Source organism: Pseudomonas sp. NY15372, assembly GCF_048068215.1.
GTDB lineage: Bacteria > Pseudomonadota > Gammaproteobacteria > Pseudomonadales > Pseudomonadaceae > Aquipseudomonas > Aquipseudomonas guariconensis_A.
On record NZ_JBLUPY010000012.1, the window covers coordinates 1 to 15791 of the forward strand.

The window sequence follows — 15791 nt, forward strand, 5'->3', positions numbered from 1 at the left end:
CGATACGATCAACAGGCTTAGCCGCATAACCTGAACCGCCGTGTACGGAACCGTACGCACGGTGGTGTGAGAGGACGACGGGTGAGAGCCCGTCTCCTACTCGATCCTGGATTTCATCCGCCCACCTGCGGGCGCGGTAGACTGCTGGCAGATCCAGCGGTTTTCGAGAGGGCATCATGACGTCGCGCATCTGGCAATTGGCCGGTATTGGTTTACTGGGGCTGGGTATCAGCCTGGGCGTATTGGCCCAGGAGCCTGGCCCGCAGGATCCCAATGGCGGCGCCATGGGCACCTCGCCACTCAATTCGCGGGACGAAGTGCGCCAGACTCAGCCGCCCCGCCAGGGCTATTACCAGGATATTCCTCGTCGCGGTGGGCATTGGGATGCAGGCGGGCACGGGCAGCGCCCGGGTGGCAATTGGGCCGGGCGCCCCGATGGCCATGGCGATGGCTGGGGCCCGGGGCCGCAGTATCGTCCGGGGCACAGGGTCGATCGTTTTCCGGACCGCTACTGGAAGGTGCCTTACCAGGGGCAGGACTATTTCTATTCCGGCGGCTATTGGTACAGGCCCAACGGTGGTGGCTATATCGTGGTGACGCCGCCATACGGCGTCCGGGTGAGCTCCCTGCCCACCTACGCCAGGGAAGTCTGGATCGGAGATTCACTGTTCTTCCTGGTGGCCGACAGCTATTACCAATACCTGGGCGGCGACCAGGGCTATGTGGTGGTCAACCCACCCAACATCCTGCCGCCACCGGGGCCGGCATTGGGCACTGGCTACGATGTGGTCGCCCACCCGCTGTCCGGTCAGACACCCGCACAACAGGACCGGGACCGCTACCAGTGTCACCGCTGGGCCGTGCAGCAATCGGGGTTCGACCCGGCTTCGGCGTCTTCCGCCCCGCCGGTCCATGTCGCGGATGCGTATCACCGAGCCCTGGGGGCGTGCCTGAGCGATCGGGGCTATAGCGTGAACTGAGGCGTTGGCTACACCGGATCGGCATGCACCATCACGTCCGCCTGTGGATAACGCTGGCGGATCGCCTCGGAGGCTTGTACGCACAGCGCATGGGCGTCATGCAGGGCCAGTTCGCCTGGCAGTTCCAGGTGCAACTGGACGAACCAGCGATTGCCCGAGATCCGCGTACGCAAGTCATGTGCCCCTTTCACCCCGGGAATGGCACACACCAGCTCGAGCATGCGCTCGCCGATGTCGGCAGGCAGTTCCTTGTCCATCAGGATCGCCGTGCTCTCGCGCGCGATCTGCAGCGCGCTCCACAAGATGTAGACGGCGATGCCCAGGCCGAACAGAGCATCGAGCTGTGGCCAGCCGAAGCGAGCGAGCAACAGGGCCAGCAGGATGCTGCCGTTGAGCAGCAGGTCGGAGCGATAGTGCAGCGAGTCGGCGCGCACCGCGGTGGAGCCGGTGGCGCGGATCACCTTGCGCTGGAACGCCAGCAGAGCCAGGGTTAGCACCAGCGACAGCACCATCACAACGATACCGGCGGCGGTGTCGCCCAACGGCTGTGGCGATTGCAGCCGCTCGACCGCCTGTACCCCGATCAATACCGCACTGACACCGATGAACAGCGCCTGGGCCATGCCGGCCAGAGCTTCGGCCTTGCCGTGGCCGAAGCGATGGTCGTCGTCAGCCGGGCGCAAGGCGTAATGCACCGCGAGTAGGTTGAGAAAGGAGGCGACCGCATCGAGCGCCGAGTCGGTCAGGCCGGCCAGCAAGCTGACCGAGCCGCTCAACCACCAGGCCACGGCCTTGCTCAGCACGAGCAGGCTGGCCACGGCCAGGGAGGCGCGCGTGGCCAGCCGCAGCAGGCGTTGGTGTTCGGCGCTGGAGGTCATGCCGGGCAGGTGTTCCCGTCTATCAGGCGGCCGGGGCCAGGCCGTAGGCGGCCAACTGCTCGACGCTGCCACGGTGCTGGATCAGCCGTGGGTCGTTCAGCGGCAGGCGCTGGCCCAGTTCGCTTTCGAGGATAGCCTGCAGCTTGGCGTTGTCGACCTGACCGTCGGCCTTGATGGCGGGTTTGAGCTTGGCCGGGTCGACATGGGCTGTGGTGCCGCCAGGGTAGTAGATGGCACCGGTGGCGAAGTCGACACCAAAGGCGATCAGGCCCGGGATGACATAGAACAGGATACCGATGGCGTCCAGGGCAGCGACCACCGGGTCGATCTTGCCTTCGATCTGGCCGCGGCGGTCTGGGTAGAAGATGGTGCCGCAGGCGGTGAGCTGGGCCAGCAAAGTGGCGATGAGGGCGCCACCGATGATGCGGGAGTGGATGCGCATGTGAATCTCCGAAACGGTAACCCGAAGGAGCAGGCCAAACGCCAGCTCCTGTTGTTCAGACCATGATAAGCCAGGCGTGGTTCGCCGTTATACTCGGACCACAGTTCGAGGACCACCATGATTTCATTACCAATCGATGCCGTATTGCCCGCCTTGCGCCAGGCCCTGACCGAGCGCGACGAGGCCGTGCTCGAGGCGCCGCCCGGCGCCGGCAAGACCACCCGCGTACCTCTGGCCCTGCTCGATGAGCCATGGTTGGCCGGGCAGACCATCCTGATGCTCGAGCCCCGCCGCCTGGCCGCCCGCGCAGCCGCCGAGCGCCTGGCCAGCGAGCTGGGTGAAAAGGTCGGCGAAACCGTGGGCTATCGCATCCGCCTGGACAGCAAAGTCGGCCCCAATACACGTATCGAAGTGGTCACCGAAGGCATCCTCACCCGCCGCTTGCAGGCCGACCCTGCGCTGGAGGGGGTAGGGCTGGTGATCTTCGATGAATTCCACGTTTTGTCACTTTCACTGAAAAAACCTACTTTCTTGTCAAAACGCAGGGCATTCCTCTCTTTCCACTGATCCACATCCAGGTCATCTCCCTAGCCCTTCCTTCCTGCATTTCCATCCCAAAGCAACCTCGGTGCGATCCCAAATCTCACCCTCGGTAGGTGCCACGATCGCAAACCCAGCCCACCAGCCCACGTCGACCAAGGTCACCCTTCAGACCATCCAACCCATCCCACCTCAGTCCCATCCAGACCACCCACTCGACCCTCACCTAAACCGCCCCGTCCAATCCGGCCAGCGCGTCGCCCTCATCGCAATCATCTCTATTTCCTAGCATCATCAGCACATCCAAATTCATCACCGGGGCAGTGCATGAGCGGGTCAAAAGCTAAGCCAAAAACTAGCGCTGAGAAGAACACCGAAGCCAAACCAAAGCGTGACGACTTCGTAGGATTAACACCGCAGAAGATTCGCGACAGTGCTGGAAATGTGTGTTCATACCCTGGCTGTCACGTACACACTCATGGTGCGAAATCAGATGGAGGAGGCACAGTAAGCGTTGGTGTTGCATGCCACATCAAAGCCGCTGCGCCAGGTGGCCCGAGGTACGACGAACAGCAAACCTCAGAACAGCGAAAGCACTTCGATAACGGCATCTGGATGTGCCAGACACATTCAAGGTTGATCGATGCAGACGACTCTGCCTTTAGTGTCGAAACCCTCCTTCAGTGGAAGCGCGATGCGGAAGCTAGATCCAACTCGTTACTGAATCAGAAAAGCTTCACCGAAAAGGAAGTGAAGGTAGCTGCAGAGCAAGGCTCAGTAGATCTGCTCCATCGCTTCGTGAATCGAGCTAACGACCCGCTTGAGACACCTGTAGCGGAAATAGTGAAGGGCTACGAATCTAACCTGGAAAACCTCGATTCGCGCTTCACTGTTGAAGTGAACAAAAGCGGAAATCACTACACGCATGTGATTCAGGCGGCTCAGGACAAGGTCAGCATCGACTTGGTTTTGCAGAACCTCGATAAGCTGGATGACTTCTGGGCGGCGCAAAAAGCGTTTGTTGAAGAAGGCAGGGAGCTCAGGATCCCCGGCAAGCATTTTGAGCTCAAGGGTTCCAAACTCTTTGACGCTATTCAGCAGAAAGCCAATGGTGGTGGCCAAGGGGTGCTGGTTATCGGCGGGGTCAAGAAGCCGATCGTAGCCAATCTCTACATCCGCACGGATAACGGGAGCGAAGTGTTCCTTGAGTCATTCACCTGCTACTACACCTCCGGCACTTTACGAACAGTCTTCGAGGGCTCGGCCTTCGAGGGCTTCATCGCGGTCAAAGCCCATTGCTCGCATGAGGGCCAGGATTATCAGTTTGATCTGTCATTCAACGTTGAGCCCTGGAAGGGGAAAAACATACTACTCGAGCTGCCTCGGTTTTCTCGACTGTTGAAAGCAGCCCAATTGATGGACAAGGGGAGGCTGGTTTTTGAGCTGGAGGTTGGCAGCAATGCTGCAGCGTTTGACTCAAAATCGAGCACGGTCTCCGATGAGTTCCACGCCCAGTTGCAGTGGGTGATTCTCTATTTAGACGTTGCACGCAAGATCGCTGAGCAGTGTGGTAGGCCTGTGTTGCTGAATGAGCTCGACTTCGACTATGAGCTTTATAAAGAGCTGAAGAAGTACGTGAAGCTTTTAGCTGGCCCCGTCCATACGCAGCAGACCTCTGGTTTTGTTTGCTCAGGTGTACTGAATGAGTACGAGCCTGGTGCAATGGAGCGCGCTCAGTCCAGAGGCTGTTCTTCTCAGATCAAGCTGGCGCAAGAAGACTCGTTGGTGTTCGGGCTGTTTGGGACGGTCATACGGGCGCCAAGGAGGGAATATATTTATACGGGCGTTGAAGCACTCTACTTCAGCGACATCGAAGAACGCGGTGAGCCAAGGGTTGAGATTCGCGCGACTTCAGAGACGAGTGTTGTGGTTCAACTGCAGCCTGGCGAAGCGTGGACTGTTTTGGACGACTGGGATGGATCAAAGCTACCGGCAGTAACTGACTGATCTCACCAGAGTCCCTTCAGCCTGGCTGACCCTTTAGGCGAGCGGGGCACATGCAAGCTCGCGACAGACGATCACCTCCCATGTAAGTCGTGCCGGTTGTAGTGGCCAGTTGCCAAGCGCGACGGCTACTATTGGCCGGAGTTGCTTCACACCAAGACTTCCAGGGAGGGTTGCCATGTGGGTTGATAACGAGACGGATACTGACTTCCTCAATTTCTCAGGGGTAGCAGACACTGTTGCTGAGATTATCTACTCAGCCAACGGCCGTCCGATTTCCATCGGCGTCTCTGGAGCCTGGGGCGCCGGCAAGTCGTCGATGATCAAGCTGATCCAGGCCTCTTTGAAAAACCCGCCCGAGCCGGGTAAAAAGCCGGCCAAAGACTTCGTGTTCGTTGAGTTCAATGCCTGGCTGTATCAAGGTTACGACGATGCACGCGCAGCGCTGATGGACGTGATCGCATCGCAGCTGGAAGCTGAGGCGAAGGCCCGTAGAAAAGGTTTAGAAAAAGTTGCTGATCTCGCCGCGCGTGTGAATTGGCTGCGTGTCGCCAAGCTTGCCGGTAATGGCATCGTATCCCTCGCAACAGGCATTCCAGCGCCTGGCTTGATAAACGATGTAGTAGGACTGTACGACCGAGTCCGTTCTGGTGGGGTCGATCAAGACGCGATTGAGGCGGTACACGAGGCCGCCGAAGAGGCGAAAGGTGAGGCGGAAAAGTTGTTCCGTAGCGCACCTCCCAGGAAATCCCCACCGAAAGAGATCCAAGCCCTCAGGGATAACTTTGAAGACATCCTCGACGAGCTGGGCGTCACGCTGGTGGTGCTTATCGACGACCTTGATCGTTGCCTTCCCGAGACCACGATCTCTACTCTCGAAGCTATCCGTCTCTTCCTGTTCCTGCGCAACACAGCGTTCGTGATTGCTGCCGATAACGAGATGATCAAGCACGCGGTGCGCAAGCACTTCAGCGGCGTACCGGATGATTTCCTGGTCACCAGCTACTTCGACAAGCTGATTCAGGTGCCCATTCGTGTTCCTCCACTGGGTACCCAGGAGGTGAGGGCGTACATGATGATGCTGTTCCTTGAGAACAGCGCGTTGCCGAAAGAGGTGCTAGAGGATATCCGGCTAAAAGTACGCGGCCAGCTCCGTACGACCTGGCAAGGCAGTCGCGTGGATCGAGCCTTCATGCAGGGCTTGTACAAAGAATACCCCTCCGAACTGATTGGCAAGTTCGACACTGCCGAGCGCTTGGCAGCAGTCATGACTTCTGCCTCAGGTATTCAAGGCAACCCGCGACTCATTAAGCGTTTCCTCAACGCGCTGGCCATCCGCATGAGCATCTCTCGTGCCCAAGGCGTAGGTGTTGATGAAGCGGTGCTTGTGAAGCTGATGCTGTTTGAGCGCAGCGGTAACCCGAAGGCCTACGAAGAACTGATGAAGGCAGTGGCTACCGACAAACACGGGAAGCCGGCCATGCTTCGAGACTGGGAAAACGATATAGACAAAGGCAAGACTCTAGCTCTATCCCAGCCTTGGGATCAGCCCTTTGTGAAAGAGTGGTTGGCTCTGCCTCCCGCGTTGGCAGACAAAGATCTTCGTGGTGCGATCTACGTGAGCCGCGAGCATGCGCCGATCATTACAGATGAGGATCGACTGTCCTCAGAAGCTGCAGAGCTGTTGACGGCCCTGCTGGAGATGCCTGAGATGGCGCCTCAACTGAAGGAGCGTTTGGGAGCCCTTGCACCTGTTGAGATCAACGTTGTTATGGATCGCTTGCTGGACAAGGCGGGTGGAGAACAGGAATGGGGCGTGCCAGACATTCTTGAAGCGATGCTGGTTGTTGCAAGGCTGGATGCGCAACAAGGGCTTAGGCTGGCTGCATTTTTGAAGGAGCGTCCACCAGCGCAGATTCAGGCCGGTATTGTGCCTAAATTGAGCGATGAAGCATGGGCGAAATCGGTCTGCGATTTCTGGCAGAACGCCGACGTCGGCATGCCGGTAAAAACTGCGATAAGGAAGTTGAATGGGAACGTCACAAAATAACGACGGGCCTGGGAAGGGCACGCCATACGTACCACCTTGGACGCCGCCATTGCCTCCGGTGCCGCCTCAACCGCCTACTCCTCCTGAGCCGTTAGATCCGACCGATCCGGAGTGTGGCCCTCCAGATGAAGGGCTTCCTGATCCAGATCAGGAGGCAGCTGACGATGGTGATGAGGGGACTGATGATCCAAGGCAGGTGCCGCAAGCACCGCAGCCAATAGCGCCACCTGGGCGTTTTGGTGGTGCACGCCGTGGTCTAGGTGAATATGCGAGCAACGGTGATCGGCGCAGTCTGCGCAAAAGCCTTCGCGACTATGTACGTCAGGGCTACGGTGGGTCTAAAACAACCACTGCGCGATTCGGCGGCACTGCTTCGGTCGCCGGCGCTCTGGGTGCTGCACTCGAATCCGTTGCTGATGCTGCCAACCAGGCCGCACCAGGTGTGCTCGATCCCGCTATGTGGCAAGGGCGTTCACCTTCTGAGGTGATGGATGCGCTAGTTGAGGCGGTGCGTCCAGTAGACGGTACTCAAGATGCAGAAGCTGAGCGAGCATCCATTCGCGGCTCCCTTTCTGACGTTCTCGTGCGCTATCCAGATGCTGACCTGCTCAACCTTTCGACGGAGCAGCGAGCATTTGTGATCGAGCGTTATACAGCGATGGATGTGTTCCATCGATATGAGCTCGACCTCGGTAAAACCATTCAAGAGAAGGCTAAGTCGGCAACCGTAGCTGTACGCCGCTTGAAGGAAATCAAGGACTACATCAAAGAGTGTGTCTCTGCGTCGTTCCGTAAGATTGCGGCAACTGGGGCGCGGCTTACAACGGGCCGGATATCGCAGGTGGTCAGCCAGGCATTGCAGGACACCTTTGAAGTGTTTGAGGGGTACGTAGAATGAAGTTCGTATGCGGCCCAGCCGACTTCAGGGTGCCGGGTGTCGATGATGCGATGCAGGTAGTGATCTACGGTAAGGCAGAGAAAGGGCAGGTGAGTGTCGGAGGGTATGCTCGCGAGCTTCTTGAGAAAGCCCACTTGGAGATCGATCCCCGAGCTTGGGATTTCCTGAGCATTGCGCTTGCGGTAGTCGCAGCAGACTTCACTGCTCTCCGTGCAAAAAGCGCTGATGCTTGGACGCGTGTGATTGATCTAGAGATTGCCGTTCAAGATCCGGTGTTCTGGAACACTCAAGCTCGAGCACTTGAAGGAGCTTTGCGCTTTCTCACCACGGATCGTTGGACGCTCACATTCCATGCGGGTGGATTCGGGCCACCTGCGCAACTGCAGGCTCTGCATCCTAGCGAAGACTCTGTCGTGCTTCTGTCGGGTGGCTTGGACAGCTTGATCGGTGCTATCGATTTGGTGGAGCAAGGTGTGAAGCCCTATGCGGTGAGTCAGATCGTCAGGGGTGATGGAGAAAAGCAGGATCGCTTCGCCAAGAGTTTGGGCTTGGAGCGACTTGGCCTTAACCATGTCACGAAATCACCCGGCCAGCAGGAGCCTTCGCAGCGTGCTCGTTCGATAATCTTCTTGGCGTTTGGCCTGGCGGTGGGGACGTCGCTTGACCGTTATCACCGGGGCCAGACTGTGCCGCTCTACATCTGTGAGAACGGCTTCATTGCAATCAACCCGCCATTGACGATGTCCAGGCTCGGTAGCCTGAGCACGCGTACAGCTCATCCTGAATACCTTGGGCGGCTTCAACAGATCCTCGATGCTGCTGGCATCAATGTGCAGATTCGCAATCCGTATGCCCTGATGACCAAGGGTGAAATGCTCGCTGCATGCCGAAACCAAGAGCTGCTCAAAGAGCATGCTGTGGCTTCAACAAGTTGCGGACGATTCCAGCGTTTCGGGTACAAGCACTGCGGTCGGTGTGTGCCTTGCCAAGTGCGGCGTGCCTCTTTCAAACGATGGTCTGCGATACGCGATGACACCCGGTACGTCTACGACAACCTGAGCCTGGATGATCTGCAGCACGGGAAGTTTGAGGACGTACGGTCTGTTGGCATGGCGTTAGCCAATGTTGCCCACGAGGGATTTGAGCACTGGCTGGGACATAGCCTGTTCTCGCCCTTTATCCAAGATCGAGCTGGTTACAGTGCAATGCTTGCCAGAGGATTGGACGAGCTTGGCCGGCTGCACCAAGCCTACAAGCTCAGCTAAATGTCTCATCGCTAAGCCCAGCAAAAAGCAATGCCAGTCGACGCCTCGCGGATGGGGTGTCGACTTGCCCGAGTGGGGGTGCCCACTAGAAATGCGCATGCTGCATCGGCGCAAATTCCTGCCGGATTGCGTCGTTCAGTACTGGGGAACAGGGCACGTTGATAAAGAAAAAAGTTATTTGTAACAAGATAAATCAAGATTGAAGCGCTGGAACCCTTGTTCCATGCGGGCTGTGCATGCGTACAGTACCCGGATGGGATCCAAGACACAGTTTGCGCACAAGTTATCCACACCCCATCAACTTGCGCGTCTCGAAATAGCCCCTTATCTTGTAGCTAAGTCGTAACGAGCCCACTATATCTTGGGTTTCGGCGGCTGAAGCGGAATCGAAAAAGCTAGCAGGCACATGCGCAACGTTTGCAGACACAACGCATGAACCTGCCACCCGATACCGCTCATGAAAGCGGTGGGATGCGCATTTAGAGATAACCAGGGGAGGGTGTCAACGCTCTACCAGAGGTTTCTGCTCAACGTGCTCCCGCCTGAATCTCGATTCAAGACTGTGGAGTACTCCCTGCTATGTCTAAAAACACGAAAGAAACGTCCCCGAAGGTTGCCACCCTGGCCTCTGAAACCCTGCGTGACTCGAACGCCTCTGCTATCCAGAAGCAGTTGGCAGCTTCTGCCATGTCCCAATCGTCATCTGGTAAGCAGACCAGTGCTGAGATGGAAGCGGTTGCTGGTCGCGTGCTGGAAAGCGACAAGTACAACGCGACCACTAAAACGTTGGCAGCCTCGGTGCTCGCTCAGTCCAACAAAGAGCGGGGTAACTGACCATGGCTCGTTATTACGTGAACAAAAGCGCGCAAGCTAACGGTGATCATGAAGTGCACACCGGTAGCTGCACCTTCCTCCCTTCGATCTACAACCGCCAAGATTTGGGCGAGCACACCTCGTGCTTGACTGCTGTTCGTCAGGCCCGGGTGACGTACCCGCAGTCCAATGGCTGCCGGTTCTGCTCCTCGCTCTGCCATACCAGCTAACCATTGGAGAGGGTCGACGCTCCTTGTTTTGGAGTGTCGACCTCTGGAATTTATGCAGCGGTTTGCTGCGCGTAGAAATCTCGAAGCCTAGGAGGCAGGACATGGCAGTAACGGTGAAGCATTCGGATCTGCAGCAGCAGAAGTACAAATACACCTGGAAGCGCGATAAAGGGGATGGGACGTACGCCGGCCCACTTGACCGAGCTAAGGTCGACAAGGACGAGGGCTATGAGGTCGCTGACTTCATCGAGAAGTTGATGAATGACCATGGCAAGTCCGGATCGGCGAATATCCGTGCCGCAGAGGAAGCTCTTAAGGCACCTCAACTCAGCACCATGACTTCTCGAGCGGATCTCTATAAGGCGGTCAAGGCTGATCTGCGCTGGTAGGTCTGCTAGCCAGTACCTTTCACGATAGTCATGAGATCTATGGGGAAGCGCATGTTGGATGCACCGTTTTTCGATCCGCGTATGCCTTGGTGGTTTGACCAGGTCGCGAAGGATTACAGCCAGAAGCTGGCCACGCTTGGAAAATGGCTTTTTGTAGGGAGTGGCGGGCTGTTTTTTGTTCCGCTAACTCAGTGGTTCGCTCTGGGGTTGGCCGGGGTGCTGCTTGTGACTGCGGTCATCCTGGGGCGTGCTTACAATAAGCATGTTGATGAATTCATCGAGCACACTTCGCTCGCAAACCTCATCAAAATTTTCGCTCCCACGTGGCGATTCGTGCTCATGACGAGCATTCTCCTCGGGGTTGGCTGTGGGCTGACTGAGTGGAGCTTCTTCGCCGAGTACAAGCAGATCATTATTGGTCTGTTCGTTTCGGGCGGGATTTTGGATCTGGCTAAAGGTCTCTTCAGCAACTGAAGAATGGCGGGTAGCGGCCCGGTTTGGCCAGCTATCCGCTACACAGATCCGTCACCTGACGAACCTTTGTATACTGCGCGTCTGTCGCAGGAGTACACATGAGTTCGTTGCCAATCAATGCCGCGCTGCCGGCCCTTCTTGAAGCCCTCCAAGAGCGAGATGAAGTGGTGCTTCAAGCACCGCCCGGCGCCGGTAAGACGACTCGCATCCCACTCGCCCTGCTCGATGAGCCCTGGCTGCAGGGCCAAACGATCATCATGCTCGAACCACGTCGTCTTGCTGCGCGCGCAGCTGCGGAGCGAATGGCCAGCGAGCTCGGTGAGAAGGTTGGCGAGACCGTGGGCTATCGCATCCGCCTGGACAGCAAGGTCGGGCCGAAGACGCGGGTCGAGGTAGTGACAGAAGGAATACTGACCCGCCGGCTGCAAAGCGATCCTTCGCTTGAAGGCGTCGGTTTAGTGATCTTCGATGAATTCCACCTGAGAAACTTGGATGCCGATCTCGCCCTGGCACTGACGTTGAATGGTCGGGAGCTTTTCCGTGACGACGCGCCCCTCAAGGTGCTGTTGATGTCGGCGACGCTCGAAGGGGAAAGGTTGTCCCGCCTGCTGGATGACGCACCGATCGTGACGAGCGAAGGACGCATGTTCCCGGTCTCTACTATCTGGAGCAAGCCGCAGCAGCCGGGTGAGTTTATCGAACCGCGCGTCATCACAGCGTGTCTTGAGGCGCTTGCCGATCAGACTGGAAGCGTGCTGGCATTCCTTCCAGGCCAAGCAGAGATTCGTCGGGTTGCGACGGGCTTGGAGGAAGCTCTTAGCAACTCTCCATCGCTGCAGCGTGACGTACTTCTTTGCCCGCTGCACGGCGAGCTCGATCTGAATCAGCAACGCGCTGCAATCGATCCGGCGCCGGTAGGAAAGCGGAAGGTTGTGCTGGCCACTAACATCGCCGAGACGAGTGTCACCATCGACGGTGTGCGGGTCGTAATCGATGCGGGGCTTGAGCGGGTTCCTCGTTTCGACCCTCGCAGCGGTATGACCCGCTTGGACACTCAACGGATATCCAAAGCCAGTGCCACCCAACGCGCCGGGCGTGCAGGACGACTCGAGCCAGGCGTCTGCTATCGGTTATGGTCTGAAGCGCAGCACGATCAAGTAGCCGCCTTCAGCGCCCCAGAAATTCAGCAAGCGGATCTCACAGGCCTTGCGCTGCAGCTCGCTAGGTGGGGTGTCCAGCCGGGTGACCTGAAGTGGCTTGATGCTCCGCCCACAGCTGCTTACTCCCAAGCCAACGACTTACTTCGGCGCCTTGGCGCATTACAACCTGATGGGCAACTGACAAAGCACGGCCAAGCCATGGCAGAGCTGCCAAGTCATCCACGAATTGCTCACCTCCTGCTGAGAGGTCACGAGCTGGGTCTGGCAGAGATGGCCTGCTACATCGCCGCCTTGCTCGGCGAGCGCGATATTCAGCGCGGTGGTGGTGCAGACCTTCATAGTCGCTTGGCCATTCTCTCTGGTGAGCAGAAGGCTCAACGAGGAGAGCAGAGCGGTGCTCAGCGCGCTAAGCAACTCGCCAAACAATATCGATCGTTTTTGCGCGGCACCGCATCGCAACCAGTCTCCGATCCCGACCACCCGAGGTGGACGGGCTGCTTGCTTGCCTTGGCGTATCCGGATCGTGTTGCACAACAGCGTCGCGAGGGCGGGGCCGAATATCGCCTGGCCAATGGCCGCGCCGCTTTGTTCGCCGAGGTCGATGGCTTGATGAAATGCCCTTGGCTGGTGATCGCTGACCTGGGCAGTCGCCAGGGCCAGCGGGAAGAGCGGATCTACCTGGCCGCTGAGCTCGACCCGACGCTGTTCGAGAATGTGCTCGCCGAGCAGCTCGAGCGGGTCGATATCCTCGAGTGGGATGAGCGTGAACAGGTCCTGCGTGCCGAGCGTCAAGCCAAGGTAGGTGAACTGGTGCTCAGCCGCGAGGCGCTGCCTGGCCTGGACGACGACGCTCGAGCCAAGGCATTGCTCGAACTGGTCCGGCGCAAGGGGCTCAACCTGCTGACCTGGACCCCGGAGCTGCGCCAGTGGCAGGCGCGGGTGGCGCTGCTGCGGCAGCTGGATATGGAAAAAGATGGCCACAGCGAATGGCCGGACCTGTCCGACGAGGCGCTGCTCGCGCGCCTGGAAGACTGGCTGCAGCCATTCTTGGGCAAGGTCTCGCGCCTGAGCCACTTCGCCCAGCTGGACCTGGCATCGATGTTGCGCAACCTGCTGCCCTGGCCATTGCCGCAGCGCTTGGATGAATGGGCGCCGGCGCACTTGGCCGTGCCCTCTGGCTCGAACATCCGCCTGGATTACAGCGAAACCCCGCCGATCCTCGCCGTGCGCCTGCAAGAGCTGTTCGGCCTGGCCGATACACCGCGCATCGCCCAGGGCCGCCAGCAGGTCAAGCTGCACCTGCTGTCGCCGGCACGGCGACCGGTACAGGTCACCCAGGACCTGGCCAACTTCTGGCGCACCACCTATACGGAAGTCAAGAAGGACCTCAAGGGGCGTTATCCCAAGCACTACTGGCCGGATGACCCGCTGGTGGCCGAAGCCACCGCACGGGCCAAGCCCAGGGGCACGTGAATCGGGGCCAAGTCAGCCCACGCGCTCGATCAGGAATTCGTGCGTCACGCCTTCTTCGACATTCAGGTAGTAATAGGTACCACGGTCGCGATGGGGTGTGTCCGCGATGGCCTTGACTTGATGCCCTCGGTGATCACGCCAGCGACAATGCAGGCCCTGTTCGGTCCAGCTCAGAGGCTCCAGCTTCCAGAAATCGGTGACATCGGCGACTTTGTAAAGCCCCAGGTAGCCGTTGCGGCTGGTGCCCAGCTTCTGGCTCGCTCGCCAACCCGTGCCGGTAATGACGAAGTGGTAGCGGCCTTCGGCATGGGAGTGGAAGGCGAAGTGGAACACCGGAGATTCCTTGGCTCCGCCTGCTTGTAGCCAGTCATCTTCAGGGGTCAGGCCCCAGTGGAACTTGTCATCGCTGCGGCTGAGCCGTAACGGGACGGACCGCCCATCGACCAGCATGTAGATTCGTCCCTGGAAGGCTTCGAGTGTCTCGCTGATCACCAGAGGGTCGTTGACGTCTGTCATGGAAATCTCCTTGTCCATTCAAGGGCAGCAGGGTGCTGCCCGCCGGTCGAGTCTGCGAGCTGGTACCGGTGAATGGAGGCGGGAAACAGTACGTCGGGCGGCAGGACTCACGCGCCGGCTTCGCCCTCCAGCAGCATGAACAGGCGGTACAGCACCACGCTGCTGAACAGCTGCAGGAAGCCGCTGAGGCTGTCCAGCGCCAGTTGCACGCCCGGCTGCGGCTCGGGGAAGGCCATCAACAGCAGGCCGTCGAGCAGCCACAGTGGGGCCAGTACGGCGAGCATGCAGATCAGGATGCGCATGAAGTGTCCGGTGGTCATCCGGGCGCTTTCGCGCATGGCCTGCACCACCGGCAGGCCGCGCAGCACCAGCAGGTACTCGGCGAACACCAGGTTGATCATGATCCACACGCCCGGGAAGATGAACAGCGCCAGGCCCGCCATGATCAGCAGCGAACTGATGAGGATCAGTAAAGCCAGCGCAGGCCACAACTGCACGGCGCGGGCGAACAGGTTGCGCTTGGCGATGGCCTGGCCATTGCTGCGTGTGTCCATGTAGAGGATCAGGGCGGCGCTGTACAGCGGGTAGAACAACAGGCTGACCAACATGCCGTAGGCCGGGGAGGCCTCGTCGCCCAGCTGACGGTACAGCAATTGGGTGCACAGGGCCTCGGCCGCCACCAAGGGCAGGCAGAGCTGGAGAATATTCACCAGGTGGCGGCGGAAAAAGTACAGGGAGTCGCGCAGGACGCTCAGCGGATTCATCGGGTCTATATCGCATGGCAGAAAAAGCAGGGCGTAACTTTAGCCCAGTCCGCTGCTCGCTGAAAAAAGTTTCACCCTTTGGCTGATTGAATCCGTCGCCCGCGAGCCCCATCTTTGACGCTATCCGATGTTCGCCCTGTGCACGAGGTAGCCCATGAACACTGAAGAGCAAACCCTGATCGACGGCCTGTTCGGCCGCATCAAGCAAGCCGAGGATGCAGGCCAGGCCCGCGACGCCCAGGCGCAGTCGCGCATCGAGGAACACCTGCGTCAGCAGCCTGCGGCGCCGTATTACATGGCCCAGGCGATCCTGGTTCAGGAGGCCGCGATCAAGCGTCTGGACGAGCAGAACAAGCAGCTCGAGGCCGAGCTCAAGCAGGCCCGGGCGCAAGCCGAGGCGAGCCGCAGCGGCAGTGGTGGCGGAGGGTTCCTGTCGGGGCTGTTCGGCGGCGGTGCGCGCGAGGCGGCGCCAGCTCCCCAACCCCAGCGCCCCGTCGCGCCTGCGGCCTCCGGTGGCGGTTGGCGTGAGCCGTCGGCCCCAGGTTTCGGCCAGCGCCAGCAGCCTGCGTTCAATGCCGCCCCGGCGCGCAGTGGCGCCAGCAGTTTCCTGGGCGGCGCCATGCAGACCGCTGCGGGTGTGGCCGGTGGTGTGCTGCTGGCGCAAGGCATCAGCAGCCTGTTCAACCATGGTTCCCAACCTGAGGAAGTGGTCGAGGTGATCAAGGAAGAACCGGCGCCGGCCAGCGACAACGGCGGCTGGAACGACCAGGGCAGCCAACCCCAGGTGGCCGACAACGGTGACTACGGCTACGACCAGGGCGGTTTCGCCGACAGCGACTACGGCAGCGATGGCGGCGGCTTCTTCTCCGACGACGACACCTTCGTCTGATGCCTCTGGCATACTGGCACGCATTG

14 protein-coding genes and 1 pseudogene are annotated in these 15791 nt (G+C 59.3%); 11 read left to right on the plus strand and 4 right to left on the minus strand.

What is annotated here, in order from left to right:
- The first annotated feature begins 176 nt into the window (after positions 1–176).
- A complete protein-coding gene (locus ACNFG0_RS11470; RefSeq protein ID WP_416764869.1) occupies positions 177–980 on the plus strand; it encodes a DUF6515 family protein in 804 nt (267 codons plus the stop codon).
- 8 nt (positions 981–988) lie between these two features.
- Here ACNFG0_RS11470 and ACNFG0_RS11475 read toward each other — a convergent pair whose 3' ends face one another.
- A complete protein-coding gene (locus ACNFG0_RS11475; RefSeq protein WP_196166809.1) occupies positions 989–1858 on the minus strand; it encodes a cation diffusion facilitator family transporter in 870 nt (289 codons plus the stop codon).
- A 22-nt stretch (positions 1859–1880) separates the two neighbouring features.
- The gene (locus ACNFG0_RS11480) at positions 1881–2300 is read right to left on the minus strand and encodes a polyribonucleotide nucleotidyltransferase (RefSeq protein ID WP_196145607.1); all 420 of its coding nucleotides are present in this window, start codon (positions 2298–2300) and stop codon (positions 1881–1883) included.
- 117 nt (positions 2301–2417) lie between these two features.
- On the opposite strand from ACNFG0_RS11480, the pseudogene ACNFG0_RS11485 reads away from it, so the two are divergent.
- From ACNFG0_RS11485 to hrpB, 9 genes and pseudogenes are all read left to right on the plus strand, one after another.
- Positions 2418–2810: pseudogene (locus tag ACNFG0_RS11485) on the plus strand (DEAD/DEAH box helicase); the annotation flags it as partial.
- 357 nt (positions 2811–3167) lie between these two features.
- Positions 3168–4847 (plus strand): hypothetical protein, encoded by a 1680-nt coding sequence (locus ACNFG0_RS11490; RefSeq protein WP_416764871.1) that lies wholly within the window; start codon positions 3168–3170, stop codon positions 4845–4847.
- 175 nt (positions 4848–5022) lie between these two features.
- Complete coding sequence (locus ACNFG0_RS11495; RefSeq protein WP_416764872.1) at positions 5023–6894, plus strand: P-loop NTPase fold protein; 1872 nt, start codon at positions 5023–5025, stop codon at positions 6892–6894.
- Positions 6875–7792 (plus strand): Qat anti-phage system associated protein QatB, encoded by a 918-nt coding sequence (gene qatB, locus ACNFG0_RS11500; protein WP_416764873.1) that lies wholly within the window; start codon positions 6875–6877, stop codon positions 7790–7792. The genes ACNFG0_RS11495 and qatB overlap by 20 nt, the downstream gene beginning before the upstream one ends.
- Positions 7789–9057, plus strand: a complete 1269-nt coding sequence (gene qatC, locus ACNFG0_RS11505) for a Qat anti-phage system QueC-like protein QatC (RefSeq protein ID WP_416764875.1) — start codon at positions 7789–7791, stop codon at positions 9055–9057. Before qatB ends, qatC begins: the two co-directional genes overlap by 4 nt.
- 579 nt (positions 9058–9636) lie before the next feature.
- Entirely contained in the window at positions 9637–9891 is a 255-nt protein-coding gene (locus ACNFG0_RS11510; RefSeq protein ID WP_416467980.1) for a hypothetical protein, read from the plus strand.
- A gap of 310 nt (positions 9892–10201) precedes the next feature.
- Positions 10202–10489, plus strand: coding sequence for a hypothetical protein (locus tag ACNFG0_RS11515; RefSeq protein WP_416764878.1), 288 nt, complete (start codon positions 10202–10204; stop codon positions 10487–10489).
- 51 nt (positions 10490–10540) lie between these two features.
- A complete protein-coding gene (locus tag ACNFG0_RS11520) occupies positions 10541–10963 on the plus strand; it encodes a hypothetical protein (protein ID WP_416764880.1) in 423 nt (140 codons plus the stop codon).
- 98 nt (positions 10964–11061) lie between these two features.
- On the plus strand, positions 11062–13596 hold the full coding sequence (gene hrpB, locus ACNFG0_RS11525; RefSeq protein ID WP_416764882.1) for an ATP-dependent helicase HrpB: 2535 nt from the start codon (positions 11062–11064) through the stop codon (positions 13594–13596).
- A gap of 12 nt (positions 13597–13608) precedes the next feature.
- On the opposite strand, the gene ACNFG0_RS11530 is transcribed toward hrpB, so the two are convergent.
- Both ACNFG0_RS11530 and ACNFG0_RS11535 read right to left on the minus strand, forming a co-directional pair.
- Positions 13609–14112 (minus strand): hypothetical protein, encoded by a 504-nt coding sequence (locus tag ACNFG0_RS11530; protein WP_416764884.1) that lies wholly within the window; start codon positions 14110–14112, stop codon positions 13609–13611.
- A 107-nt stretch (positions 14113–14219) separates the two neighbouring features.
- Positions 14220–14876, minus strand: coding sequence for a YciC family protein (locus tag ACNFG0_RS11535; RefSeq protein WP_416764885.1), 657 nt, complete (start codon positions 14874–14876; stop codon positions 14220–14222).
- Between the two features lie 154 nt (positions 14877–15030).
- On the opposite strand from ACNFG0_RS11535, the gene ACNFG0_RS11540 reads away from it, so the two are divergent.
- Positions 15031–15765 (plus strand): DUF2076 domain-containing protein, encoded by a 735-nt coding sequence (locus tag ACNFG0_RS11540; protein ID WP_196145611.1) that lies wholly within the window; start codon positions 15031–15033, stop codon positions 15763–15765.
- Positions 15766–15791 lie beyond the last annotated feature (26 nt).

Coding starts and splice junctions, on each gene's coding strand:
- ACNFG0_RS11470 (WP_416764869.1), top strand. CDS start 177: ATGACGTCGCGCATCTGGCAATTGGCCGGTATTGGTTTACTGGGGCTG.
- ACNFG0_RS11475 (WP_196166809.1), bottom strand. CDS start 1,858: ATGACCTCCAGCGCCGAACACCAACGCCTGCTGCGGCTGGCCACGCGC.
- ACNFG0_RS11480 (WP_196145607.1), bottom strand. CDS start 2,300: ATGCGCATCCACTCCCGCATCATCGGTGGCGCCCTCATCGCCACTTTG.
- ACNFG0_RS11490 (WP_416764871.1), top strand. CDS start 3,168: ATGAGCGGGTCAAAAGCTAAGCCAAAAACTAGCGCTGAGAAGAACACC.
- ACNFG0_RS11495 (WP_416764872.1), top strand. CDS start 5,023: ATGTGGGTTGATAACGAGACGGATACTGACTTCCTCAATTTCTCAGGG.
- qatB (WP_416764873.1), top strand. CDS start 6,875: ATGGGAACGTCACAAAATAACGACGGGCCTGGGAAGGGCACGCCATAC.
- qatC (WP_416764875.1), top strand. CDS start 7,789: ATGAAGTTCGTATGCGGCCCAGCCGACTTCAGGGTGCCGGGTGTCGAT.
- ACNFG0_RS11510 (WP_416467980.1), top strand. CDS start 9,637: ATGTCTAAAAACACGAAAGAAACGTCCCCGAAGGTTGCCACCCTGGCC.
- ACNFG0_RS11515 (WP_416764878.1), top strand. CDS start 10,202: ATGGCAGTAACGGTGAAGCATTCGGATCTGCAGCAGCAGAAGTACAAA.
- ACNFG0_RS11520 (WP_416764880.1), top strand. CDS start 10,541: ATGTTGGATGCACCGTTTTTCGATCCGCGTATGCCTTGGTGGTTTGAC.
- hrpB (WP_416764882.1), top strand. CDS start 11,062: ATGAGTTCGTTGCCAATCAATGCCGCGCTGCCGGCCCTTCTTGAAGCC.
- ACNFG0_RS11530 (WP_416764884.1), bottom strand. CDS start 14,112: ATGACAGACGTCAACGACCCTCTGGTGATCAGCGAGACACTCGAAGCC.
- ACNFG0_RS11535 (WP_416764885.1), bottom strand. CDS start 14,876: ATGAATCCGCTGAGCGTCCTGCGCGACTCCCTGTACTTTTTCCGCCGC.
- ACNFG0_RS11540 (WP_196145611.1), top strand. CDS start 15,031: ATGAACACTGAAGAGCAAACCCTGATCGACGGCCTGTTCGGCCGCATC.